This window comes from Evansella cellulosilytica DSM 2522 (assembly GCF_000177235.2).
Taxonomy (GTDB): domain Bacteria; phylum Bacillota; class Bacilli; order Bacillales; family Salisediminibacteriaceae; genus Evansella; species Evansella cellulosilytica.
The window spans coordinates 3,265,832-3,292,119 of record NC_014829.1 but is presented as its reverse complement, the minus strand read 5'-3'; the positions used below and the strand labels follow the sequence as shown (position 1 = coordinate 3,292,119).

21 protein-coding genes and 1 pseudogene are annotated in these 26,288 nt (G+C 36.3%); 21 read left to right on the top strand and 1 reads right to left on the bottom strand.

All coding sequences use genetic code 11. The features are described 5' to 3' along the window. Positions 1-4 precede the first annotated feature (4 nt). From pilM to BCELL_RS15195, 19 genes and pseudogenes are all read left to right on the top strand, one after another. Positions 5-976, top strand: a complete 972-nt coding sequence (gene pilM / locus BCELL_RS15280; RefSeq protein WP_013489672.1) for a type IV pilus biogenesis protein PilM — start codon at positions 5-7, stop codon at positions 974-976. Between the two features lie 3 nt (positions 977-979). Beyond that, the gene (locus tag BCELL_RS15275; protein WP_013489671.1) at positions 980-1,573 is read left to right on the top strand and encodes a PilN domain-containing protein; all 594 of its coding nucleotides are present in this window, start codon (positions 980-982) and stop codon (positions 1,571-1,573) included. After that, positions 1,570-2,259: a type 4a pilus biogenesis protein PilO gene (gene pilO / locus BCELL_RS15270; RefSeq protein WP_013489670.1), complete on the top strand. Its 690-nt coding sequence runs from the start codon at positions 1,570-1,572 to the stop codon at positions 2,257-2,259. The genes BCELL_RS15275 and pilO overlap by 4 nt, the downstream gene beginning before the upstream one ends. A 391-nt stretch (positions 2,260-2,650) precedes the next feature. Beyond that, on the top strand, positions 2,651-3,214 hold the full coding sequence (locus BCELL_RS21730; protein WP_013489669.1) for a DUF4367 domain-containing protein: 564 nt from the start codon (positions 2,651-2,653) through the stop codon (positions 3,212-3,214). Between the two features lie 700 nt (positions 3,215-3,914). Continuing rightward, positions 3,915-5,009, top strand: a complete 1,095-nt coding sequence (locus tag BCELL_RS15260) for a hypothetical protein (RefSeq protein WP_013489668.1) — start codon at positions 3,915-3,917, stop codon at positions 5,007-5,009. 247 nt (positions 5,010-5,256) lie between these two features. Next, positions 5,257-6,690, top strand: a complete 1,434-nt coding sequence (aspA, locus tag BCELL_RS15255) for an aspartate ammonia-lyase (protein WP_013489667.1) — start codon at positions 5,257-5,259, stop codon at positions 6,688-6,690. Positions 6,691-6,815: 125 nt separating this feature from the next. Next, positions 6,816-7,391, top strand: a complete 576-nt coding sequence (locus BCELL_RS15250) for a Maf family protein (protein WP_013489666.1) — start codon at positions 6,816-6,818, stop codon at positions 7,389-7,391. Between the two features lie 63 nt (positions 7,392-7,454). Further along, entirely contained in the window at positions 7,455-8,030 is a 576-nt protein-coding gene (radC, locus tag BCELL_RS15245; protein WP_013489665.1) for a RadC family protein, read from the top strand. Between the two features lie 409 nt (positions 8,031-8,439). Further along, positions 8,440-8,838: a mercury resistance transcriptional regulator MerR gene (gene merR, locus BCELL_RS15240; RefSeq protein WP_013489664.1), complete on the top strand. Its 399-nt coding sequence runs from the start codon at positions 8,440-8,442 to the stop codon at positions 8,836-8,838. A 21-nt stretch (positions 8,839-8,859) separates the two neighbouring features. Beyond that, complete coding sequence (gene merA, locus BCELL_RS15235) at positions 8,860-10,500, top strand: mercury(II) reductase (protein ID WP_013489663.1); 1,641 nt, start codon at positions 8,860-8,862, stop codon at positions 10,498-10,500. Between the two features lie 437 nt (positions 10,501-10,937). Beyond that, positions 10,938-11,306, top strand: a complete 369-nt coding sequence (locus tag BCELL_RS15230) for an ArsR/SmtB family transcription factor (protein WP_013489662.1) — start codon at positions 10,938-10,940, stop codon at positions 11,304-11,306. Continuing rightward, positions 11,299-13,704 (top strand): heavy metal translocating P-type ATPase, encoded by a 2,406-nt coding sequence (locus BCELL_RS15225; RefSeq protein ID WP_013489661.1) that lies wholly within the window; start codon positions 11,299-11,301, stop codon positions 13,702-13,704. The genes BCELL_RS15230 and BCELL_RS15225 overlap by 8 nt, the downstream gene beginning before the upstream one ends. Positions 13,705-13,926: 222 nt before the next feature. Next, positions 13,927-15,348 carry a dihydrolipoyl dehydrogenase gene (lpdA, locus tag BCELL_RS15220; RefSeq protein ID WP_013489660.1) on the top strand — a complete coding sequence of 474 codons (1,422 nt, stop codon included), beginning with the start codon at positions 13,927-13,929 and terminating at the stop codon, positions 15,346-15,348. Between the two features lie 150 nt (positions 15,349-15,498). Then, positions 15,499-16,116, top strand: coding sequence for a CadD family cadmium resistance transporter (locus BCELL_RS15215; RefSeq protein WP_013489659.1), 618 nt, complete (start codon positions 15,499-15,501; stop codon positions 16,114-16,116). A 19-nt stretch (positions 16,117-16,135) separates the two neighbouring features. Further along, positions 16,136-16,237, top strand: a pseudogene (locus BCELL_RS23295) (NAD(P)/FAD-dependent oxidoreductase); the annotation flags it as partial. A 798-nt stretch (positions 16,238-17,035) separates the two neighbouring features. Next, positions 17,036-17,875, top strand: coding sequence for a heteromeric transposase endonuclease subunit TnsA (locus BCELL_RS15210; protein WP_013489658.1), 840 nt, complete (start codon positions 17,036-17,038; stop codon positions 17,873-17,875). Next, complete coding sequence (locus BCELL_RS15205) at positions 17,872-20,028, top strand: Mu transposase C-terminal domain-containing protein (protein WP_013489657.1); 2,157 nt, start codon at positions 17,872-17,874, stop codon at positions 20,026-20,028. The genes BCELL_RS15210 and BCELL_RS15205 overlap by 4 nt, the downstream gene beginning before the upstream one ends. Beyond that, the gene (locus BCELL_RS15200) at positions 20,003-21,694 is read left to right on the top strand and encodes an ATP-binding protein (protein WP_013489656.1); all 1,692 of its coding nucleotides are present in this window, start codon (positions 20,003-20,005) and stop codon (positions 21,692-21,694) included. The genes BCELL_RS15205 and BCELL_RS15200 overlap by 26 nt, the downstream gene beginning before the upstream one ends. An 85-nt stretch (positions 21,695-21,779) precedes the next feature. Continuing rightward, positions 21,780-23,294, top strand: coding sequence for a TnsD family Tn7-like transposition protein (locus BCELL_RS15195; RefSeq protein WP_013489655.1), 1,515 nt, complete (start codon positions 21,780-21,782; stop codon positions 23,292-23,294). A gap of 7 nt (positions 23,295-23,301) precedes the next feature. Here the strand turns inward: BCELL_RS15195 and BCELL_RS15190 are convergent, their stop codons facing one another. Then, positions 23,302-23,865 carry a toll/interleukin-1 receptor domain-containing protein gene (locus BCELL_RS15190; protein ID WP_013489654.1) on the bottom strand — a complete coding sequence of 188 codons (564 nt, stop codon included), beginning with the start codon at positions 23,863-23,865 and terminating at the stop codon, positions 23,302-23,304. A gap of 631 nt (positions 23,866-24,496) precedes the next feature. On the opposite strand from BCELL_RS15190, the gene BCELL_RS15185 reads away from it, so the two are divergent. Together BCELL_RS15185 and BCELL_RS15180 are read left to right on the top strand one after the other, a co-directional pair. After that, positions 24,497-24,706, top strand: a complete 210-nt coding sequence (locus tag BCELL_RS15185; RefSeq protein WP_013489652.1) for a hypothetical protein — start codon at positions 24,497-24,499, stop codon at positions 24,704-24,706. A 654-nt stretch (positions 24,707-25,360) separates the two neighbouring features. Beyond that, complete coding sequence (locus BCELL_RS15180; RefSeq protein ID WP_013489651.1) at positions 25,361-26,197, top strand: hypothetical protein; 837 nt, start codon at positions 25,361-25,363, stop codon at positions 26,195-26,197. The last annotated feature ends 91 nt before the right edge of the window (positions 26,198-26,288 follow it).

Below are 26,288 nucleotides of genomic sequence, written 5' to 3'. Positions count from 1 at the left end.
TTACTTGTTCAAATTTACGACGAAACCTTCTGTTGGGATACATATTAAGGACCACGTCATTCGTTTCGTTTCGATGAGGGGGTCTTCTTTAGCAAACGTAGAAAGCTTTGGGGAAAAATATTTACCTAAAGGCGTCATTGAAAAAGGAAAGATCGTGCAAGCTGATGTGTTTGAGGAAATGATGCTAGATTGTGTGAAAAAGTGGAACTTAAAAAATAAAGAAGTGATGTTTTTCGTACCAGATTCGTCTGTATTTTTTCGAAAGCTTTCCATACCTGCTGACATAAAGGAAGAAGAGATTAGAGGGTATTTGAATTTTGAGATTGGTGCCTCCATCCATCTGCCCTTTGACGAAGCATATTTTGATTACCACGTTTTGGAGACGAACGAAGCCGATGAAAAAAGACAAATATTATTCTTTGCTACGCCAGAACTATTAATAAAGGATTACGCAAAACGGCTAGAAAGTGTCAAGTTAAAGCCAATTGCAGCAGATATATCGGGCTTATCACTATATCGTTTTTTTCAACAAAACAGTGAGGCTGGAGATCGCGATCACTTCTTATTTATAGAATGGGACGTCACATCGATTAACCTTTCCATTTTCCACGATGATATCCCAGTGTTTATGCGTCATATTCCTCAAATTTTGGAAGAAACAGATTGGGATGTGAAAATTGGAGAAGATCATACGACATTAGTGTGCAAAAATGATGTGAAAATCGACGGAGAAATTAGTGACCACATACTTGAGGTTGAACGTGTACTCAATTTCTATAAATACTCCATGAATCAAGGACAAAAGGAAATTACGAATATTGTTTTAACTGGTGACCACCCAAAGCTCGCCACATTAATTAAAGATAGGCTTGCTGAAATAAATACAAATTCATCTTTAAAAGTGATAGAAGATCTTCAAGTAGAGCTTCACCCTCATTATATATTACCGTTGAGCCTATGCTTAAAAGAGGTGTAACCAATGACAATTGAAATTAATTTATTGCCAAAAAAGCCTAAAAAAAATTATATGCTTATTACTGTCATTGGAATCACTTATGGTGTTGCAATGGTTATATTAATTGCTGGAATTTTTTATTACCAAGCGTTACAGCGAGAGCAAGCTTTCCTCCGAGCTAACATTCAAACCGTACAGCAGCTACAAGAAATAGCAAGCTTACAGGAATTAGCAATGCCGGAAACCCAGCAGCTTGAAAAGACAGTTTCGTATTTAGAGGAAGGCTATGTATCTTCAGTTCTTGTTCTTGATCAATTCATTGCTCAGTTACCAGAAGGTGGTCAGTTTTTGAACTATCAATATAATGAAGGTGGTACCGTTCAAATTACGGCACAATTTTCTTCACAAAATGAGACAGCTAGTTACCTTCATCACCTAAACAGGTTGCCGTTTGTAAATAATGTCATGATTAATGATGTTCGAGCAGAAGGGGCAACGGGCACTGACGGTGAAACTGGAACAGAGCGCTTTGTAGCCTCGTATTCAATTGCCTTCCAAGAGGAACAAGCGAAGTTACTCGATGAGAGTAACTTGACTGATGAGGAGGGTAACGAATGAAGTTAGAAACGAGTAGAATTCAAAAACTTATTATTGCCTTTGTTATCGTCGTCGTACTGTCTGTTGTTGCTGCCTATTTTCTGATGATTTCACCGCTGCAAAAAGAGGTAGAAAGTGCTAGAAATGAGCTCCATTTCGAAGAACAGCTCTTAGAGACGTTACAACAAAATAATGACGTCGAGCCAGATCTAGGTGTAGAAGAAATAATGGCATACATACAAAAGGTACCAGTTATGCCGTTAATTGAAAACTGGATGGTTGATTTAGAGAGAGCGGAGACGGCATCTAACACATCCATTAGCAATTATAGCTTCTCACAAGGAGAAACGAGTTTTTCAATCCAGGAGGAAGCAGTGGAAAGTGACGAGGCAAGTGACGCCACGGAAGAGGAGCAAGTAAATACTAGCCATGAGCAAACAGTTCATTATATTAATGCGTCCTTGACCGTTACGGCAAATAGATTTGCTGATATGTATACATTTATAGAAAAAGTTGAAGATCTAAATAGAATAACAAAAGTCTCTGCATTAAGCTTTGGCGAGCCGTCAGGCGAAGAGGAAGGACAAATACTGTCATTTCAGATGACGATAACAACTTATTATTTACCAGAACTAAAAGAGGAATTAGAGCATTATGAGTTGACGGAGTTCTTCATCATACCAAGCGGAAAAGAGCAACCTTTTTAATGAGTCATACATGCTTTCGGGGCATCGATCGAAGGCAAAATATATTTCACAGGTAACATAAGCAAATAAGATGTGGCATATATCCAACCTAAAAAATCCAACCTCTATAATAAGAACGAACATTATAATTCTGGAAAAAATAAAAAGCCTGTATCGTAAAACAATCTACGATGCAGGCTTTTTCTATGGAAAAATGTTTTACCATTGTAAGTTGTATTCTTAAGCTTCGCGTCCATTAACTAAGATAATTCCACATAAATACGTTTCTTTTCATAAATTTCACCCCTACTACCGTCGTTCTGTATCTCTCTTTTGTTATATTTACTAATAAAAATTATCTTTAATAAACAAACTAAAGTTAGAGAAAAGTGATATAAAGGAGCAATTTAATATGAAATATTTTAAATTAATTCCGTTCTTCTTTATTTTTATTTTTTTAATAATAGGTAGTACGAAAGCAGCAGAGTCAAATAATAAAATAGCTTTATTAAATGAAAAATCAGATTTTCAATTATATGTTCCAAATAATCCATTTTTAGATCAGTCAAAAGTGATTATTAAAGATCCTGATACACTACAATTAGAACATGATGAGAAAATATCATTAGTTGCACTTCATTATATTGATCCTCATGATGATTCTTTCATATTGTCTATTACACAGCATAAAGCTTTTAACTACAAACAAAAGATAGATATAGTATTAATAGAACCTGATGGAGAAGTAAAAGAGTTTGTAAAAGAGGAAGAGTTTAAACCTAATTACAATACTGGAGAAAAGGTTACCATAAATGGACATGAAGGAAGATTCGAAAAATTAGCGGGGGAAAATAGTTTAGGTGGTATTTTATGGTGGATTGAGGATGATACGTATATTGAATTTCATACCCAAGTGTTAACGAAAGAGGAATTGGTGCAAATTGCAACATCTATGATACAGTGCACCAGTACGTGATTCCATCGCTTAGAAAGAGCGATTCAAGGAACGGAGTTCAGGTGAAAAGGTTAATGGATACCTTGAAGAATTCTAGTTTTCACCATCCATTTAAAAGCCCACTCTATTACGTTGATTACGCTATCGGCAAAGGGGGAAGTATGAGCCGCTGAAAAAGTAGAAATCTTGATATTTTATTGTATTAATATTCAATATATCTAATTATAGAATAGGTTGATGAGACCGGAGCAAGCGAGGTAACTGTCTCTTCCTCTACGAGCATAAGCTTTGAAGCGTATCCGTCGAGACAACTCGTAGCATTAGCGACGAAGCGACGTTCGTTCCTGCGGGAACAAAGGCAGAGGTAAGACCCCGCAGATGCGCAGCATTGAGGAGGCTTACCAGCCGCCCGCGGAAAGCGAGTTTGCACAGGTCTCATCAACTTCTATATTCAAATAACTTTATATTTATTAGTCTATACTTAAAGTATAAGTACTTTTTCACTGGTTCCGGAAGTATCCATCTATCATTCTATGCTACAACACTTCTGTGTCTTGTTATCAGCATATTGGACTATCTCAATACATAAACTGTCTATCTACTACTAATGACATCGCATCTAGTAAAATAAGATAAAAATAGTTTATAAAATAGTTCTATCATTTCACCCTTGTTAATAGAATACTAGTAAAGAGTTTGAGGAGGAAGGAGTCAGGTCGAAGTGGGGAAAAAAAATGACGTATCGATCCGTCTCAACGGTGAGGAAAAAGAATATTATGAAAGAAAAAAAGATGAATTTTATACGAAAACAGTAGATGAAGTAGCTGCGGCAACAGAACACACAAGTGATTGGGTATTATTTGAGCATGACAATGAGAGCAAGAAAGAAAAAAATGTAATAGATTTTGGAGATAAAAGGAAGAAAAAGCATGAGCCAGTAGAGCCGTTTTGGGATGATGGGAAAAGTGAAAAAGGACCTAAGCTACCACCATTTGGTAGAAAGAAAAAAGGACGTCTCCATTTTTCATTGCGATTTATGCAGGATTCTTTATTTATTTCTATCATTTCAGCAATCGTTGTCGGAAGTGTATTCGGCTATATTTTACTTAGCATGTTTACAGGAGAAGAAACATCTTCTAACGGTTCGAATGGACTAAGTAACGGAACAACGGCACCACAAGACGATGGAGTACCTGTTGCTGCTATCGGAGATGATGAGGAGCTAACTGGAGTACCAACGATGGAGTTTTTCGTTGTGCAGCAAGGAGCCTATTCTACTATGGATAAAGGAGATGAGGTTGCTTCTTCTTATAGTAATGATGGATTACCTGCATTTTTATCGGACGGTGGAGAGGAATTAATCTATTTATATATTGGTTTAGGTGGAGATCGTGATGTTACGGATAAAATTGCAGATGCGTATAGAGAGAAGGGAGAAGAGCCTTACGTAAAATCATTTGCAGTATTAGGTGAAGGGAAAGCTGCTACTGATGAAATGATAGACTTTATAGAAAACGGTATAACGTGGATGGAGGACGCAGCTAGCTTATCTGCACGCGCCATTGCACGGGAGGAAGTTTCTGAACAAGATGTACTTGATATGATTGATCTAGCAAAGCAATGGGAGGAGTCTTACAAAGCACTAACGGATGAGGATATGGATGAAGATATAGCAGAGCTTGCGGAGGCATGGCTAAAAGAAGGAGAACCAGTTTACACACTTACTTCTTTTTCCAGAAGCATTGCTTGGGATATACAAAACACATTACTAAGCACCATCCATATGTACGAGCAATTCGTCGAAGAAATGAATTGAAAAGTGATAGTAGTAGGGCAATGAAGAGGTGAAAATTGTATTAGAGGTACGACGAAATTCGACTGCTAGTCTTGTACCAAAAGCAGGTTGATTCAAAAGGTGAAAATTGACCTTTTGAGTCAACCTTGTTTTTGTTTTCAATCGTTTCCAATATAATAACGGTAGTTATTAATATTTGTAATGATTGTTTCATACATAGAAGTAAAATGATAATACTATGGAATGTAATAGAAAGGAAGGTAAAGTCATGTCACTAAAAGGGATGTCTACTCGTACGGAACGTGATTTGATGGGGGAGAAGGAAATACCGGCTGATGCCTATTATGGCATTCAAACGGTTCGTGCAAAGGAGAATTTTCCTATAACAGGGTATCCACCACATAAAGAGTTGATTCGTGCATTTGGCTATGTGAAAAAAGCCGCAGCAAAGGCAAATGCGGACGTCGGTGTCCTAAACAAAAACATTGCTGAAGCAATAATAAAAGCATCTGATGAGGTAATAGAGGGAAAACTGAATGACCATTTTATCGTCGATAGCATTCAAGGTGGGGCAGGAACATCGTTTAACATGAATGCAAATGAAGTCATTGCTAATCGAGCGATTGAAATTTTAGGAGGAAAAAAAGGAGATTATATAAAGGTAAGTCCAAATACACACGTAAATATGGCACAGTCGACAAACGATACTTTCCCAACAGCGATACATATCGCATGTTTACACTTGTCCTCTGGTCTTATTAGATCATTAAATGACTTAATAGAGTCAATGAGAAAAAAAGAGCGTGAGTTTGATGATGTGATAAAAATGGGACGTACTCATCTTCAAGATGCAGTTCCGATTCGTTTAGGACAAGAATTTGGCTCTTACAGGAGATTATTAAGTCGAGATTTAGGTCGTATTAAACGATCGGTTGACCTATTGTACGAAGTAAATATGGGGGCAACAGCTGTAGGAACAGGTTTAAATGCGATGCCTGAATACATTGAAAAAGTCACAGAGCACTTAGCGGCGATGACAAGTATGCCGTTACATCGCGCAGAAGACTTAGTAGACGCAACACAAAATACAGATGCGTATACACAATTATCTAGTGCAATGAAGATTTTAGCGATAAATTTGTCAAAGATAGCAAATGATTTAAGGTTAATGAGCTCTGGACCGAGAACAGGAATAAATGAGATTAATTTACCTCCTCGACAAGCAGGGTCCTCGATTATGCCTGGTAAGGTAAACCCTGTCATGTGCGAAGTAATCAATCAAATATCTTTTCAAGTGATAGGGAACGATCATACGATCAGCTTAGCCTCTGAAGCAGGGCAATTGGAGCTAAATGTGATGGAACCTGTACTCGTCTTTAATTTGTTACAGTCGTTTACTATTTTGCAAAATGGAATGAAAGTTTTCCGTGATTTTGCGATTGAGGGTATGACCGCAAATATTGAGCACTGTAAAGAATTAGTTGAACGAAGCGTTGGAATAATAACGGCAATCAATCCACATGTCGGTTACGAAACCGCTGCAAGAGTTGCTAAAGAGGCGATTACAACAAATCGACCAGTGAGAGAGATTTGCCATGAACGTGGTCTCTTGAGTGAAGAAGAGCTTGAGCGTATATTAGATCCGAATGAAATGACAAACCCTGGGATTGCTGCCCGAGAGTTAATCTTTGGCGAAGAGTAAGAGTAAGAGTTAGAAATTTACATTAGTTTAAAAAAAACAAGAAAAACTAATTGTCCAATTTGCTAGAGTTTTGTATACTTTAAATAACCTCTAGCAAATGGATATTATTTTGTTAGGAGGTCCGCATGAAACCTTTTATATTAGCCTCACAATCTCCGCGTAGAAAACAATTACTAGAGCAAGTTAACCTTTCATTTTCCATTGAAGCTAGCCAAGTTGAAGAAGTCATTCGTAACGAATCAACGCCAGAGGATATCGTTATTTCTTTAGCTCGGCAAAAAGCAGAGGACGTCTTTTTTCGAAACAAAAATAGTGTCGTACTAGGATCGGATACGATTGTCGTCATAGACGGCGAAGTGTTAGGGAAGCCAGAAAATGAAGCGATGGCTAGACATATGCTTCAACGTTTATCAGGGCGTACCCATCATGTATATACCGGTGTTTATATGATAAGTGAAGAACAAGCAGAAGGCTTCTTTGTACGTTCAGAAGTTGAATTTTACACTTTGACAAATGAAGAAATAGATACTTACATAGCCACTGGTGATCCATTTGATAAAGCAGGTTCATATGGTATTCAAGGTGTTGGTGCGATACTTGTAAAAAAAATTAACGGGGATTTCTTTGCTATTATGGGTTTACCCATTGCAAAGGTTGTTCGTGCACTAAAAAAATTTCATATTAATGTTGACCATTCCTAAGCTTGTACTTCTCCCAAGATAATCTTCAGTGCTCACGGATGATGGTCAGAGAGGGGAAGTACAATGAATGTTATGCTCATTCGTGATGTACCAAAAAGTGAACGCCCACGTGAGCGAATGATGAGGGAGGGTGCACAAACTCTTTCAAATCAAGATTTGATAGCTGTATTATTAGGTTCTGGGACAAAATCTGAATCTGTATTACAGTTAGCAGGACGAGTAATCCAGCATTTTGATGGGTTAAAGCTTTTAAAGGAAGCGTCTATTCCAGAGTTGCAAAATATTAAAGGGATAGGAGAAGCAAAGGCCGTAACGATTAAGGCAGCAATGGAGCTAGGGAAGAGAATCCAACAGTTTTCAGTAATTGATAGATATACAATCCGCTCCCCAGAGGATGCTGCAAATTATATGATGGAAGAAATGCGACACTTAACACAAGAACATTTCGTTGCACTTTATTTGAATACGAAAAATCATGTCATGCATAAGCAAACGATTTTTATTGGCAGCTTAAACGCGTCGATCGTACACCCAAGGGAACTTTTCAAGGAAGCATTCCGTTATTCCGCCGCGTCGATCGTATTTGCACATATAGGTATGAAATTTTTAGGGCGAAATAATAATTTGTTGTGCTTTTAACCTTATATTAATTTCGCCAGTTTTTTTGTGGCGAAAATGACCGATAGTAAAGATAGAACTGACACAATACTTGTAAAAGATCTGTATGATACGAGTAATGAAATTGAATAATTTAAAAAGAGATCTCATGAGTTCTCTCAGTTTGGCCACAGTAGTTGTTATGGGTAAGGAAATGTACCAAGGATGACATATCATATTTTCTACCACCATAGCTTCTGGTTTATTAAAAGTAAAAGCCATACGTATTTTAAAATATAAATGTTGTACTTGTTGTGCTAATTTAGATTTTCATAAAGAAATGTCTTCAACAATCTAGCCTTTTATTGAGTAAATTAATAATAAGAAAATAATATCAAATACTTGACCCTGTACCTAAGTACAGGGTTTATACTATATTTGAGGTGAAACAATGGAACTCCTGATAAGTGAACTAGCAGAAAAATGTGGTGTGAATAAAGAAACGATTAGATATTATGAACGTAAAAAGTTGTTACAACAACCATCTCGAACTCATTCAGGTTACAGAATATATTCAGAAAATGATGTTAAACGAATTAAATTTATTAAAAGACTGCAAGACCTTGGCTTTTCTTTGGGTGAAATATATAAATTGCTTGGTGTTGTTGATAATGATGAAGTTCGTTGCCGAGATATGTATAAATTTGTTTCTAAAAAAGAAGAGGAAGTTCAAAAGCACATAGAGGATTTAAAGCGAATTGAAACTATGTTACAAGATTTAAAACAGCGATGTCCAGACAGGAAACAATTACATGCTTGTCCAATAATCGAAACATTGATTAAAGACTAACTAACCAAAGGAATGATTTTAATGAAAAAATTTAAATTGTACATTCAAGGAATGACTTGCACAGGGTGTGAAGAACATGTGGGCGAAGCACTTGAAAAAATAGGTGCTGAAAATATTGAGACCAGTTTTCATCATGGTGAAGCAGTATTTGAATTGCCAGATGATATTGGTGTTGAAAGTGCACTAAAGGCAATTCATGAAGCAAAATATCAGCCTGGAGAAATAGAAAGGGTATCATCAGAAGAAAAAGTGGTCTTAGGTAATGAAGGAGATTATGACCTGCTTATCATTGGTTCTGGTGGTGCTGCTTTTTCGGCTGCAATTAAAGCGATTGAGTATGGGGCAAAAGTTGCCATGATAGAGCGTGGAACAGTTGGGGGAACATGCGTAAATATTGGTTGTGTTCCATCAAAAACACTCCTTAGAGCTGGGGAAATCAATCATTTAGCAAAAAATAATTCATTTACAGGTTTACAGACAACTGCTGGAGAAGTGGAATTAGCACCTTTAATCAAGCAAAAGAATGAATTGGTGAGTGAGCTTCGAAATCAAAAATATGTTGATCTAATTGATGAATATGGATTTGATTTAATTGAAGGTGATGCGAAATTTATTGATGAAAATACGGTTAAAGTCAATGGAAAGAAATTTTCTGCAAAGCGCTTTTTAATTGCAACGGGGGCTTCTCCATCTTTACCCCTGATTTCGGGACTTAAAGAAGTGGAGTATTTAACAAGTACAACGCTACTTGAATTAAAGAAAGTACCAAAACGATTAACAGTGATTGGTTCAGGATACATTGGAATGGAGCTTGGACAACTATTTCATAATTTAGGTTCAAAAGTAACACTTATGCAAAGGAGTGAGCGACTTTTAAAAGAGTATGATCCAGAGATTTCGGAAACAGTAGAAAAAGCCTTAGTTGAACAAGGAATAAACCTTGTAAAAGGAGCATCTTTTGAACGTGTTGAACAAGCTGGAGAAATCAAAAAGGTACATGTAACAGTAGATGGTAAGAAAAAAGTCATTGAATCAGAGCAGTTGCTTGTTGCAACAGGAAGAAAACCGAATACGGAAAAATTAAATTTACATGTTGCAGGTGTTGAAGTTGGACCTCGAAAAGAAATAAAAATCAATGACTATGCGCAAACAAGTAATGAAAAAATTTATGCAGCAGGAGATGTAACACTAGGACCCCAATTTGTATATGTAGCAGCATATGAAGGTGGAATTGTTGCTGATAATGCGATTGGTGGGTTAAATAAAAAAATAGATTTATCTGTTGTTCCAGGTGTCACATTTACAAAACCTTCGATTGCAACGGTTGGATTAACAGAAGAACAAGCAAAAGAAAAAGGCTATGAGGTAAAAACATCTGTCTTGCCTTTAAGTGCTATTCCAAGAGCGATAGTAAACCGTGAAACAACAGGTGTTTTCAAGCTTGTTGCTGACGCGAAAACACTAAAAGTGCTTGGGGTTCATATCGTGTCTGAAAATGCAGGAGATGTGATTTATTCAGCGACATTAGCCGTTAAGTTTGGCTTAACGGTAGAGGATCTAAAAGAAACTATAGTACCATACTTAACAATGACAGAAGGACTAAAACTAGCTGCTCTTACCTTCGATAAAGATGTATCAAAATTATCTTGTTGTGCAGGTTAAAGCTTTCTCTTTTTTGGCCAAATACAGTTAAATATAATAATTTAAGTATTCGATAATCTCGCGATTGTGGAACAATGTGAAGTCGCCTTTTAACTAGGCAGATCTGAATAGTTCTTTAATAATTTGATGTAAATAAATACGGAACCCAGCAACCTTCTCATGGAAAGTTTGCTGGGTTTTAAAGTATAGTTGCGTAAAATAGCGCCTAAAACAGGTGCAAAATAACTCCTAAAGTGACACATTAGAGGTAGAGAATAAGCAATTAATAGATCAAGTTCAAAAATTACACGGGAAGGTGTTTTAAACGACATTACACTCCTTATTTGTCCGTAATTTGGGAATCTAATTCCCTTTCATTCAAGTTTTTACTTGAATGTTTTTTGTAGAAAGAGTACACTATAATCAAATAGAAACTTGAATGAAAGTGGAGTGAGAAAATGAATAATAAAGATGCTTGTGAAATTTACTGTTATGACGAAGAAAAGGTTAATCGAATACAAGGGGAATTAGAGAAAGAAGATATTTCTAGTGTTGCCCAATTATTTAAAGCTATTGCTGATGAAAACAGGGCAAAAATTACCTTTGCATTGTATAAAGGTGAAGAGTTATGTGTTTGTGATATAGCAAATATTATTGGTGTCACGGTTGCAAATGCTTCCCACCACTTACGCACACTCCATAAGCAAGGAGTTGTGAAATTTAGGAAAGAAGGGAAATTAGCATTTTATTCACTTGATGATGAGCATGTTAAACAGTTATTTGTCATCGGATTAACGCATATGAAAGAGGTGAAAGTAAATGTCTGATCAACAAGCTAAATTATCTGAACAAGAAATGAAAACATATCGTGTTCAAGGATTTACTTGTGCAAATTGTGCAGGTAAGTTTGAAAAAAATGTAAAAAAAATTCCGGGAATACAGGATGCAAAAGTAAATTTTGGTGCATCTAAGATATCGGTTTCCGGTGGTGCAACGATTGAAGAACTAGAAAAAGCCGGTGCATTTGAGAATCTTAAAGTGACCCCTGAAAAAACAAGACGGGAAGTTAGACAAGAGATTAAAGAAGACAAAAACGTTTACCGTGTTGAAGGATTTACTTGTGCAAACTGTGCAGGAAAATTTGAGAATAATGTAAAACAGCTTTCTGGAGTTGAGGATGCAAAAGTAAATTTTGGTGCTTCTAAAATTTCTGTTTACGGTCATGCAACAATTGAAGAACTAGAAAAAGCCGGGGCATTCGAGAACCTTAAAGTGACTCACGAAAAACCTGCCCGTCATGATTCGCAAGAGGTAACCGAAGAGATAAAAGAAGAAAAAGTTCCATTTTATAAAAAGTATAGCACATTGCTTTATTCAACTTCGTTCCTTGCTTTCGGTTATCTCTCCAACTTTGTAAATGGAGAAGGAAATCTTCTTACAACCCTATTATTTTTAGCATCAATGTTGGTAGGTGGATTGTCGCTTTTTAAAGTAGGTTTGCAAAACTTATTACGCTTTGAATTTGACATGAAAACCCTTATGACAGTAGCTGTCATAGGTGGATCCATTATTGGTGAATGGGGAGAAGTTGCTCTTGTTGTCATTCTCTTTGCTATCAGTGAAGAGCTTGAACGATTCTCTATGGATCGAGCAAGAAATTCGATTCGTTCTCTAATGGGTATCGCCCCTAAAGAAGCACTCGTTAGACGTAATGGGCAAGAAATAATGATTCATGTCGATGATATTGCTGTTGGGGATATCATGATTGTAAAGCCCGGTGAAAAGATTGCGATGGATGGTGTAGTCGTAAATGGTTACTCTGCTGTCAACCAAGCAGCGATTACAGGTGAATCAGTACCCGTCGGAAAAACAGTTGATGATGAAGTATTTGCAGGTACTTTAAACGAAGAAGGATTACTTGAAGTAAAAATAACAAAACTTGTAGAAGATACAACAATTTCTAAAATTATTCATCTTGTAGAGGAAGCACAAGGAGAACGCGCTCCAGCGCAAGCATTTGTCGATAAATTTGCGAAATATTACACACCGATCATTATGATCATTGCGGCATTAGTTGTTATAGTCCCTCCTTTACTCCTTGGTGGCACTTGGGAAACATGGATCTATCAAGGATTAGCTGTTCTTGTTGTTGGTTGTCCTTGTGCTTTGGTCATATCGACTCCGATTTCTATCGTTTCAGCAATTGGGAATGCTGCGAAAAAAGGCGTTCTTATTAAAGGTGGAGTGTATTTAGAAGAAATGGGTGCCTTAAAGGCAATAGCATTCGATAAAACAGGTACATTGACAAAAGGTGTTCCCGTTGTAACTGATTTTAATGTATTGAATAACCAAACGAATGAAAAAGAATTATTGTCGATCATTACTGCACTAGAGTATCGTTCCCAGCATCCCCTTGCTTCAGCTATCATGAAAAAAGCAGAAGAAGAAAACATTTCATATTCTGATGTACTGGTAGAGGGTTTCTCTTCTATTACAGGTAAGGGTATTAAAGGGATTGTAAATGGGATGACTTATTATATCGGTAGCCCGAAACTCTTTAAAGAATTATCGAAAACTGATTTCGATAATGACTTTGAGAAAAATGTGACAGCTCTTCAAAATCAAGGCAAAACAGCCATGATTATTGGAACTGAAAAAGAAATACTAGGAGTTATTGCAGTTGCTGATGAGGTTCGTGAATCAAGTAAGGAAATTATTCAAAAGTTACATCAACTTGGAATTAAAAAAACGATTATGCTTACAGGTGACAACCAAGGTACTGCGAATGCAATAGGCAGTCATGTTGGGGTATCTGATATCCGAGCTGATCTAATGCCTGAAGACAAATTAGACTTTATTAAACAGTTAAGATCCGAGTATGGCAATGTTGCTATGGTAGGAGATGGTGTTAATGATGCACCTGCATTGGCGGCCTCAACAGTTGGTATTGCAATGGGTGGAGCTGGTACAGATACAGCCCTAGAAACGGCAGACGTCGCTCTAATGGGAGACGATTTAAGAAAACTTCCGTTCACTGTAAAACTTAGTCGAAAAGCTCTAAATATCATCAAAGCTAACATTACTTTTGCCATTGCTATTAAATTTATTGCCTTACTATTGGTTATCCCTGGCTGGTTGACACTCTGGATTGCCATCCTTTCAGATATGGGGGCAACCATTATAGTAGCGCTAAATGGTTTGCGCCTAATGAGAGTGAAAGAATAAAGGAAAAAAGGCTAAAAGGGCTTTCTAGACAGTCTAGAAAGCCTTTTTCTAAAATAACTCAAATAGTATTACTTTTTAATATTCATTCTAATTAATATGGGAAGATTGGGTATAAGTAAATATCAGTTTCATATTACATATAGGTATCTATATGGAACAAAAGAACTTTCATTGGAATTAAAAATAATTCTATTCTTTATTAAATCGAAGGAGGAAACTAAAATGACTGTTGAAGGAAAAAGAGAAGTAGATTTGTTAGTTATTGGTGCAGGTTCAGGAGGTTATGTAGCTGCTATACGTGCTGCTCAGTTAGGGAAAAAAGTGGTGTTGGTGGATAAAGCAGAGTTAGGAGGGGTTTGTCTTAATCGTGGATGTATACCTTCAAAGGCTCTTATCAGCGCTTCTGAACGAGTAAAACACATAAAACATGCTAATACAATGGGGATAAAAGTTTCTGGTGAAGTTGATGTAGAGATGCCAGAAGTAGTGAAGTGGAAGGACGGTATAGTTAATAAACTAACGAATGGTGTTCAAACTTTGTTGAAAGGAAATAGTGTCGAAGTCATTAGTGGGGAAGCTTATCTGACTGAACCCTATGTTGCCAAAATAAAAATTGGTAACGAAGAACAACTCTTTTCATACAAAGACCTAATCCTTGCAATAGGATCAGTACCTACTGAGTTAAAAAGTATGCCAATTGATAGAAAAAGAATCATCTCTTCGACTGAAGCATTGACGCTTCAAGAAGTGCCAAAACATTTAGTTGTAGTAGGTGGCGGTTATATCGGTTTAGAGTTAGGAACTGCCTATGCCAAATTCGGAGCTAAAGTGACCATCCTTGAAGGATCAGATACAATTCTTCCAGGTACAGACCCTATGCTGACAAGCGTAGTGAAACGTCATTTAAAGGAATATGGAATCACAGTCAAAACGAATGCTTTAGTCCAAGGTGGAGAAAATACAGGCGATGAAGTAAACATTGAGGTTCAAGTTAATGGAAAAGAAGAGATAGTCAAGGGTGACTATTGCTTAGTTTCCATTGGAAGAAAACCGAATACAGGAAAAATAGGGTTAGAAAATATTGGAGTAGAACTTGACCAACACGGGTTTATTAAGATAAATGATAAATGTCAAACAAATGTTGAACATGTATATGCGATTGGAGACTGTGCTGGTGGTTACCTCCTTGCTCATAAAGCTAGTTACGAAGGTAAAATAGCTGCCGAAGTTATAAGTGGTCTAAAAAGTGTGATTGATTTTCAGGCAATGCCTTTTGTAATTTTCAGCGATCCTGAAGTAGCTTATACAGGTTTAACGGAGAAGGAAGCAAAGGAAAAAGGATATGAAACGGTTTCTAGTCGATTTCCATTCCAAGCTAACGGTAGAGCCTTATCTGTTTCGGACGGTGATGGTTTCGTAAAAGTTGTAGCCGACAAAAAATCCAATCGAGTGTTAGGTGTACAAATGGTAGGACCAGATGTATCATCCCTCATTGCTGAAGCAGTTTTTGCGATTGAGTGTGGAGCAACAGCAGAAGATCTCAGCCTTACGATTCATGCACATCCAACTTTACCTGAACCACTCATGGAAGCTGCTGAAGGTGTTATGGGACGTGCTATTCATATGTTAAATAAAAAAGTATAATGCGAACAAGTTAGATCATTAGATTTGTATAGAATAATAAAATCACGACTGCCAACAAACTTTTAGTATATCTATATAGTGTGCGCAATTTAAGGAAGGGCTTTTCAATTTGAAGAAAAGTCCTTACCCTAAAATATTGGAGATGGAAAAATGATTGCAACGATACTTACAGCTGCTGCGGTATATTTAGCAACAGGAATTGATTATATTGTTATATTAATTCTTTTGTTTTCGCAAATAAAAAAAGGTCAGATAAAACATATTTGGATAGGACAATATATAGGGACTGCAATTATTATAGGTGTAAGTCTTTTAGTTGCTCTGGGGGTTGCAAATTTAATTCCTCAGCAATGGGTTATAGGACTACTTGGACTTTTACCACTTTACTTAGGTGTGAAAATATGGATTAAAGGGGAAGAGGATGAAGATGAAAGTAATATTTTATCCTTATTTTCCTCAGGTAAATTTAATCAATTATTTTTAACGGTTACTTTCATTGTATTGGCTTCCAGTGCGGATGATTTTTCCATTTATATACCGTACTTCACGACGTTAAATATGATTGAAATCTTTGTTGCTATTATTGTGTTTTTAATTATGGTTGGGGTTTTATGCTATGTCAGCTATCGCCTAGCTTCATTCGATTTTGTATCGGAAAAAATTGAGAAGTATGAACGTTGGATTGTACCAATTGTATTCATAGGGTTAGGGGTCTATATAATGTTTGAAAATGGCACATTCGATGCTTTGGTTTCATTTCTTCTTTGAAGTGACAAATCGTTGTTATTATTTTATTGGTTTACCTTGGCAGTATTGACGTGGATCAGCCTTACTACAAGGTGTAGGATCTGATGCAGAATATATTATAAGGAAAATAGTTAGCCAATAATCCTTCTTCAACTAACCATTTAGATGAAGAAGGATTACCGAAAATGATCAAACTTTTTATAATAAATTCTTGCTGTGATAGGACTATGGGATTCATTTTTGATCAATTGAATATTGCGGATGAATTGAGCCACTTATGCGGAGTTTTGAGCCCGCAATTGCGGAGAAAAGAGCCGGGCTTTGCGGAACGGAAAGCCACTCAAATATAGAAACCTCTTGTATGAAACGATAGGCGTTTACGACTCCATACCCTTTATACAATTGATTCCTGCGTGCGAGACATGGATACACAGCGACTGGGGAGAGGATGTCGATTCTTCAACTTACAACTTTACAGGGAGAGGCGGGCATGATAGCCTTGGCGGGCAAGCCAGCATGCGCTGCTGGTTTCCAGGCTTGGGACTCATGCCCGTAGAGGCTCCGTGTCAAGTTGTTATCTAGCGCATACCGCTTTAGGGTCTTACTGTTAAAAGAACACCTCCGCACAGCTGGCTCATTCTATCCGCAATACTCATCAATCAAATCTTTTTTCCGAAATGGATTCTATTATTTACCGTAAAACACGAGTTTACAAGGTATTTTTAATCAAACTTTTATAATTTCAAAGCCACAATTGTTAAAGATCAAAAGCCTAATTCCTTGCTAAAAGAAGGAGGAATTAGGCTTTTGTATCTGTAGATTTGAAATAAAGTCGTACCGTTTATAAAAAAGATGTATCGTTTTAAATAAAGTCGTACCGTTTATAATAAAGTTGTACCGTTTTACCCCTTTGGATATAATTGTCTAAAGGGGTGTTTTTATGTCAAAAAGAAAAAGAACATCTAAAATTGAGAAATGGATAAAAGAAGGCCGTGGATCAGGTATTGGTTCAGAATATAAACCATGGTTAAAAATTCAAGATGTATCTTCGTTAGGTAGATCTACTCGCTTGAAAGGAATAAAGACAAAGAGGCAGCACGAGTTTTTATCAGATTTAGAACGAAACTATTTTTATATAACTGAATTTTCCGATTTTGTTATTGATATTCGTGAGCAATTTCCTTTACTACCATTGGAAGAAACCAGTGTCATTGCAAATGAGTTAGGTATTAAACATCCTACTGATCCAAAAACGGGAGAACTGATTGTGATGACAACGGATTTTTTATTAACGATTAATAATGGACAAGGTGTAATTGAAGTAGCTCATACAATTAAAATGAAGGATGAATTATTAAAAGAGCGTATACTTGAAAAGTTTGAGATTGAACGTGAGTATTGGCATCGAAAAGAAATTGATTGGGGCATTGTAACAGAAGAAGAAATAAATAAAACAATGGCTAGAAACATCAGTAATATCCACGACTACTACGACATTAGAGATTATGATGTATTTTGTGAAATGAATGCCCAGTATATTGAAGACTTATCTATGTCTTTAGTGCAGAGGCTTTTAGGCACTAATGATAGCATCCGTAACATCACAAATGAATTTGATAAAGACACGCATTTACCTATTGGTAGTGGGGTTACATTATTTTATCATTTGTTAGCTCAAAAAATAGTCATTATAAATATGTTTAAACCGATAGATTTAGAGCAACCAATTAGTATTATATCGGTTGATGAGAGCAAGGTGAAGAAGGTGAAATACGGATGATTTTTATTAATCAGGTACTTCAATATGTGAAAGGTTCCAAGCGAATTCGTGTAATTGAAATAGAGGAATCGTATGTGTTTATTGTTGATATAGATGCTCATACGTCTATGCCTAAGAAAGAACTATACACAACATTAGTTACGGAAATTGAACAGAATGAATTGTTAGTAATAGCAGATCCATTTGGACGTGTTATAGCGGACAATGATCTAACAGCTGTACAGATTCTAAAACGTGAAGAAGATTGGGATACCATTCAAGAGAATTGTTTACTACACATGAATGAATTAATTCAGAAACGTGGAAGAGAATCCAAGATTAAAGAAATTGCTGAAGAGCTTAATGTAACACCAACTAAAGTGAAAAAACTTCTTAGTCGATATTGGCAGCGTGGTATGAATAAAAATGCCATGTTACCCGATTATGCAAACTCTGGTGGTAAGGGTAAAACAAAGTCTTTGACTGAAGCTAAAATAGGTCGTCCACGTAGAGTGAACATTAGTGGCGATTATCAAATTGGTATTAATATAACAGACGAAGTGAAACTACAGTTTGAGCATGCCATTAATAAATATTACCGAAAGACGAATAACTACTCGTTAAAGGATGTCTATCATTTCATATTGCGTGATTTTTATTCAGACCGGTATAAAGAAAATGGTGAAATGAAATACAGGGTATGGGAAGCTAACCGAATTCCGTCTTACAACCAGTTTTACTATTGGTTTAAGAAAATAGAAGATCCAAAGAAAGATATTCAGTTCCGTAAAAGTACTAAAGAATATGAACTAAAGCATCGTCCTATTTTAAGTGATTCAAAGTCGGAAACAAATGGTCCAGGTACTCGTTTTCAAATTGATGCTACAATTGCAGACATCTATTTAGTAAGCTCGTTTGATGTAAATAAAGTCATTGGTCGTCCTGTTATATATGCTGTTATTGATGTGTATTCAAGAATTATCACAGGAATATATGTTGGATTAGAAGGGCCTTCATGGATTGGAGCAATGATGGCTTTAGATAATATGGTAGCCGACAAGGTGGAGTTTTGTAAGCAATATGGAATCGAGATTACAGAGGAACAATGGCCAACAGAACATTTACCCGAAATTATAATTGCAGACCGAGGAGAGTTTGAAGGTTATTCTGTCGAGAATTTAATCAATAACTTAAATATAAAAATAGAAAATACTACTGCTTACCGAGGGGATTTAAAAGGAATTGTTGAACGTAAATTTCGTACGTTTAACGGCAAAGTAAAGCAGAAGGCTCCTGGTGCCATTCAAAAGGAGTTTCGTGAGCGCGGTGATCAAGATTATCGTTTAGATGCTACGTTGAATCTTAAAGAATTTACAACATTAATTATTACTCTAGTTCTTTACAATAATCATAAAATCATTGATAAATATCCAATGGAAAAGGAAATGATTACAGACGGTATAGTGCCAACACCGATAAATTTATGGTACTGGGGCATTCAAAATCGTAAAGGGCGTTTAAGAACAGTTAATCGTAATATTCTGCGCTTAAATGTGTTACCACGTGGTAAGGCAACAATTTCTAGAGCAGGTATTAAGTTTAAAAACTTGTTATATGGTTCAAGGCAAGCAATTGAAGAACAGTGGTTCTTGAAGCTGAAAAATCGCAGTATTGCGATTGTTTATGACCCTCGAAATATCGAAAAGATATATATTCCTCATGATAATGGCATGGAATATGAGGCGTGTACATTACTCGAACCAAGCCAACAGTATCGAAACGACTTTTTGGAGGAAATTGTTTTTCAGCAACAGTTACATAGTGAGTTAGAAGAGATTGAACATTCTAGTCAAGTTCAACTAACAATTAATACTGATGTAATGATGGATGAAATTATAAAAAAGCCAGAGAAGAAGAAAAAGCAGTCATATAATCAACCAACAAGTAAGAAAGAAAAGATTGCCTCTGTAAGAGATAACAAGCTTAGGGAAAAACAGTTGAATCGAGAAGAGGAAAAGTTTGATTTATCACCAGCCGTAGTCAGTGATCAAGCAGATGTTATTGATTTTGTAACAAAAGAAAAAGTTCAAGATGACAAATCTGAAAAATCTAGTTCACGTTTAATGGAAAAACTAAAAAAGAAGAGAGATGAGACGTTTGGAAAAGACGAATAGCCTTGTTCTTAAAGGAGATTTTGAGGAAGCTTTGTATAAGGAACAAGCTTTATCAGAGTACAGTAATAATCCATTCATCGAAGCTCTTCCCCCTATTTTCAGTGAAGACAATGTGCTAGAGCGATTTATGGTAACACCACGTATTACTCAGCAGGAAAAGCAAAGTGAAACGAATATCCGATATCATGTGCTAAAACGTGTGAAAAATTTTATTCAGCCCTTACCCATCCATTTTGAAGTGGAACGAAGACTTTCCACGTTAATTCGAAGAGGATATTTAGCACGAAATCCTTTGGATAAAACATTTTTAGAACGTATTCGAGTATTACACCAATTGCGTGAAGATGAGGAAGAAGCTCATAAATACATTGATGAGCGTTTGAATTATCTTCGTTCTACAGCAGATAGTTTATCTATTATTGGTATCTCTGGTATTGGTAAAACAACAGCAATTGAGCGATTGTTGCTTATGTATCCACAAGTCATTAAACATGAAACATATGAAGGACATCCTTTTAATCGTACACAAATTGTTTGGCTGAAAATAGATTGCCCGTATGATGGCAGCCTATCAACGCTTTGTAAAAGCTTTTTTAAAGCAATTGATAATTTACTTGGCACACGTTATTTAGAGAAGTACGGCTATTTAAATCGTGTTACGTCAACAATGCTTTTGCATATGACCTCATTAGCTAGTATGTATGGTATTGGTGTGCTGGTCATCGATGAAATCCAGCACCTACTACATTCTAAAAATGACCAAGAGGAAATGCTGAATTTCTTTGTTACTCTATCAAACACTGTTGGTATTCCTACAGTATTAATTGGTACTTCAAAGGCACAGCAACTATTTAAAGGAAACTTCCGACAAGCTCGTCGTGCAGCGAGTGAAGGAGCGATTATTTGGGACCGGATGGCTGCAGACAGTGAGGAGTGGGAGTTCTTCTTAGAAACTTTATGGGAATTACAATGTCTTAAAACACGTTCTGAACTTACTGAAGATGTGAAAAAGGCCTTTTATGAGGAATGTCAGGGGATAACTTCAGTTGCCGTGAACATGTTTATATTATCTCAGGAACGAGCTTTGTTTGATGACTCTAATGTGGAAGAAAGACTTACTCCACGCGTTCTGAAGAAGACAGCTAAAGAGGATATAAAAATTCTTCAACCAATGCTCAATGCAATACGTAAAAACGATTTAAATGCGATGTATAAGTACGAGGATATAATGATTAATCTAGACGATCTGATGGTTAACCATAAGCAAAATACAGAGTATGAAGGTGAAATCAAAGAGGCTATGAAAGAACGACAAAATACTTTGGAATATAAGCGGCAGGATACGATAGAAAGTTTAATTGTAGAGGTAGCTTCATTAGGTATTTTTGATAATCTTGAAATGAATGATATTAAGCGAATTATTATTAAAATTGTTGAGAATAACCCAATTGATACAGATATAAATGTATTAAAAACAGATTCAATTCAACAAGCTATTGCCGTAAATCAACAAAAGAAAAAGAAAAAAGAACCCTTAAAGCAAAATGGAGAGTTATTGCCGTTGCTCACATTAAGAACAGCCGCAATTGAAAAAAAGCAACATCCATACAAATTATTAAAATCAAAAGGATTTATTAAAAATCCACTTCAAGAATTTTATTATTAAATTGGAAGCTAATTCATGAGGTGTCTAAAAACCTAATTTAATCGACATGATAGAAGTAAGTCGATTAAAACTAGGAGGATTTTAGATGCTGCCCTTCTTTACAAATCCATATTCAAACGAATTGGTATATTCAGCGATTGCTCGTTATCACTTTTATAGTGGCAATATTGATTATAAAGATACATTAGAAGAAGTTTTTCATAGCCGTTCTGTGACCCCTAGTGTTGAGATTGGTAGCAATTTTTCTATATTAGCTCAGCAACTAGCTCCCAATCACTCTCTTGAAAGTTTATTATCTAAACATACCATTTATCCTTACTATGCTTCGTTTCTATCTAAAAGTCGTAAAAAAGAAATTATTAAAGATGTTCAAGGAGACGGACAAGGGCTTTATTCAAGACTTGGAATGGTTGCGGGAGGGATTTGTAAAAAGAATGGACTACTTTATTGTCCAAAGTGTGTAACTAACGATCTTGAACAATACGGAGAACCTTATATACATCGTGAGCACCAGCTACAAGGAATTGTTTACTGTGCTCATCATGAACTGATATTAAAGAAGTATCCTATTGATTTTTCAACGTCAAGTCGAATTGAGTTTATTCGATTTGATGAAAAACTGATGAATTTATCGATGCTACATGAAGTAGAACCTAAAGAGTTTATTACCATCCAAATTGCTTTAGCAAAGCTGGCTTATCAACTGTTGCAACTTCCAATACATAATTTTTGTAGAGAATCAATTAATTTTAAATACCGTACTCTCTTACGAGAACGTAATTTGATGACAGCTTCTAATCGAATTCGGCAATACGAGCTATATAATGCTTTTCAATCAAAGTTCCCAAAAGGCTTTTTAGAAAAGTGCGAGTCAGCTATCGTTGCAAATGATGAGTACAATTGGCTGAAGGTCATTACCCGCAAACTAAAACGTCATGTACACCCGTTCCGTCATTTGCTTATGCTTTATTTCTTAGAGCAAGACTTGGATTCCTTTTTACAAGTTGAAGCTGATACAGGCCCTTTTGGCAGTGGGCCATGGCCTTGTTTAAATAAAGCAGCTAATCATTATAAGGAATATGTGATCCAAGAAGTAAATGTAACGAGAGATTTTAAATCAAAAGCACCTATTGGTACGTTTGAATGCTCTTGTGGCTTTATTTACGCTAGAAAAGGTCCTGACAGATTATCTGAAGATAAATATCGTATTGGGCGTATAAAAGCGTTTGGAGACGCCTGGAAGGCTAAATTACGTGAGTTGGAAGCCGAAGGGACGTACAGTACAAGAACATTAGCTCGAATGTTTGGTGTAGATTCGAAAACGGTTATAAAATATCTTTCTTCCGAGATAAAAATAGAAGGACATTCAGAAAAAAGTATTCCTTCGAAGTTGCTAATTTATCGAAACCAATTATTAAAAGGAATACGGCAATACCCAAGTTATTCAAGGACAAAAATTCGTTTGTGTTTCCCAAAAGAATATATGTACTTGTATCGTCACGATAATGAATGGCTATTTGAACAGTTGCCTATAATTCAGAGGGAAAAGAATAACCAAGTAATTGTCGATTGGGACTCACGTGATCGTGCTCTAAAGTAGAGAAGCTTTACAAGGAGTTAATCGAGCTAGATAAACCTGTTCGAATTACAATCTCGAATATTGGAAATTGGAGGCGACTTAGCAACGCAGGGGTCACCAGCACAAGCCCAACTCTCGATTTCGCCAAGCCCTTGTCTATTGCACGAAGTAACGGCACGCCGAGGCCAACGTCTTTCTCGCTGAACCAGACGGAGACACCTTGTGACTCAAGTAGATCGTGCAGATCCTTGGCGACTCCCTTCCGGTCGTCCCACGCACGGCAGAGGAAGACGTCCCTAAGGTCAAGGTCAGGTAGCTCTGCTAGCTTTTCGACGCTGTTGCGGATTGGTGTGAGTGCCCTAACTTCTTGAACCGTGTACACCACGGACGAATTTGCTCCCGACCAACGCGGTTTTGCACTGCTTCTGGCCCCTCCGCTACTACTTCCGCCGCCTCCACTTCTATAAGACGGGGAATAAGAAGGGGTTGAGTACGACCTGTAGTTGCTACTGTAACTACCACCGCACGCTGGGCAGTTGGCTCGTGCACTTGCTGATTGATGTCCCCTTACTGGAGCCGTACATCTAGCCATGTTTCTACCTCCCTTATGGAATGAATTGTTCATACAAATTATATAATATTTCTCCAATAAGATACAGATAATCTGGGATATCCTACCTATCATTGAGAGTATGTTCAACCTAACGGAGCAGGATTGTTAAATAGCGGAATAAACTTATGATAAAGTTAAGTAATGGAGGTGTTTTAATGGAAATGAGAAACTTTATACTTCATCGAGATATACTTTCCGTTGAAGTAACAATAGATAAAAAGGATTACATTATCGGCGTTCAGTGGAAAACACCAGAAAAGCCATATGGTGAATAGGTTGTTTAAGCTACCGGGTGCAAGAGTGGAACAAGGAGTTGCAGAAGGCAGCTCCTTTTATTAATGGTCTAAGATCAATCCTTTAATGCGTAGTATACTGCGCAATAAATAATTTCGTATATTGAAGAATGTACTTTGGAGAAAGTATTATCTGGTGGGTTTTCAATAAACGGACCATTATCTGGCACAAAAATGATTGCCTATATTATATAAATTTGGAATAATTGGTATTAAGGAAACTAGGCAAGTTTTGAAGTTTTGTTAATAAAATTTTCATTTCATAGCTTTATTATTATGTAAATTTTAATTTTTAGAAAGGAGAGGGGGAATGAATCATGTCTAGTGATAATCTATCAAAAAAGGAACAGGAGAAAATAGTGGAAAAGTTAATTTCTAGTCTTGATGAGATGGGGCCAGAGGATGAATTAGATGAAGAATTATATGATCAGCTTGATTCGGATCACCAACAACAAGTAGATGATGCAATAAGGGAATTTGCTGATGCTGCTATTGGATCTGACACTTGGGACTCTGATGAATGGTGAGTAATTACTATTGAAATAACTTTTTAATAAGATTTATCTCAATGCAGTTATAAATTTAGCGAAATTACAAAATCAAAATGACTAATTAAACATATAATCAGGTCTAAGATTTTTTTCATTTCTGCCGCATTTCCATATTAGGAGGTGCGTCTTTTTATTTATAGGAATGTATTGTGAGGGAGTTGGTATAGCTTAGTAGAATCTTACTGCGCATTGAAACGACATGAGAAGGTAACTGTTGATGGTGATAAAGTGACTGTAGAGTTTCAAGTCAGGGGTTGAGCTTGAGGTTGAAATATAAGATATTGATCCGACCGCCAATCAAGGGAACTATAACTGATTGGCGGTTTTATTGTTTATACAAATATATGAAGATATACATAGATAAAATGTTATAAGGTATGTATAATTATGGTAATAAATCTAGCTGTCGAGGTGTAAAGTCTTACTATGATCGTTGGGTGAATGGGGAGACGGGAGTTAGACATGAGTTCAGCAGAAAATCAAGAAACACTGCGTATGTTTTTTCTCTGATAGTCGATTTGCTAACTGACAGCGTTTTATTTTTTTAGGTATTAAAGAGGCTTTATGGGCGATGACTCCTGGTTGGCATTTAGATGTCTAGCCCTAGTATTTTGGTTTGGAGTGGTTTTTATGCTTAGTATTGAAGAGTATATTGCACGCAGAAAAAAAGAAGACAAGCTTAATGAATTTGATCTTGATGCACGTACTCAGAATATGAAAATATGTGTAGATTATATCTTTGAATACTTCAATAACTATCTCAACACCACTGAATCTGAAGAAAAAACAGTGCTCCACAGCGAGAAGCTAGAAAAATATCGTAAACAGTTAGATGAATATGAGCCTGAAGTTAGAGATTGGGCTGTTAGTATGTATGATGAATATGGAAAGCAGGTCAACAAGTATATAGGGAATATCTTGAAAGAGGATGAGCTGTTTTTTCTTTATAATACTGACAGCGAATTTAGGAGTGTCTCTTATGAGTGCTATACTAAACTCATTAAAAAGCTTCCATTTCTTAAGGAGCAGACAGAAATGCTTTTTCTCTTTATCAAAGACTATCATAGGGTTCAAAGCCAAAAACATTCTGCCTTTCGCGTGCCAACAATATCTGAAGAGATTAGTGATTGGCTCGAAAGAACTTGGGCGAAGCATCAAGTAAACCTTGCTGCATTTGCTTTTGATTGGATTAACAGATTTCATGATAATGAAGATATCTGGCCTACTTCACATAGGAAAAAAAGTCAGTATTCCTATAGGAAGTATGACTATGATTATAAGCAGAAAAGTAATCTATTTAATCTCAACTCTTTGTATAGAAAAATACCAAAGAAACCATTCATAAAAGGAAAAAAGCAAGAACTAGAAATGCTATTTATGTACTATTGGCTACATGACATGGAAGGCGATAATGATTATTGGCAGGAGTATTTAGATGCAGTTTTACCGGCCCTAAAAGAAAAATAGAAATACGGGCAGTGATATTATTAACAATTGATGCAATATGACAGGGTGGGGTTAAAAGTTGAATTTATTCATTATTGGAAACGGTTTTGAC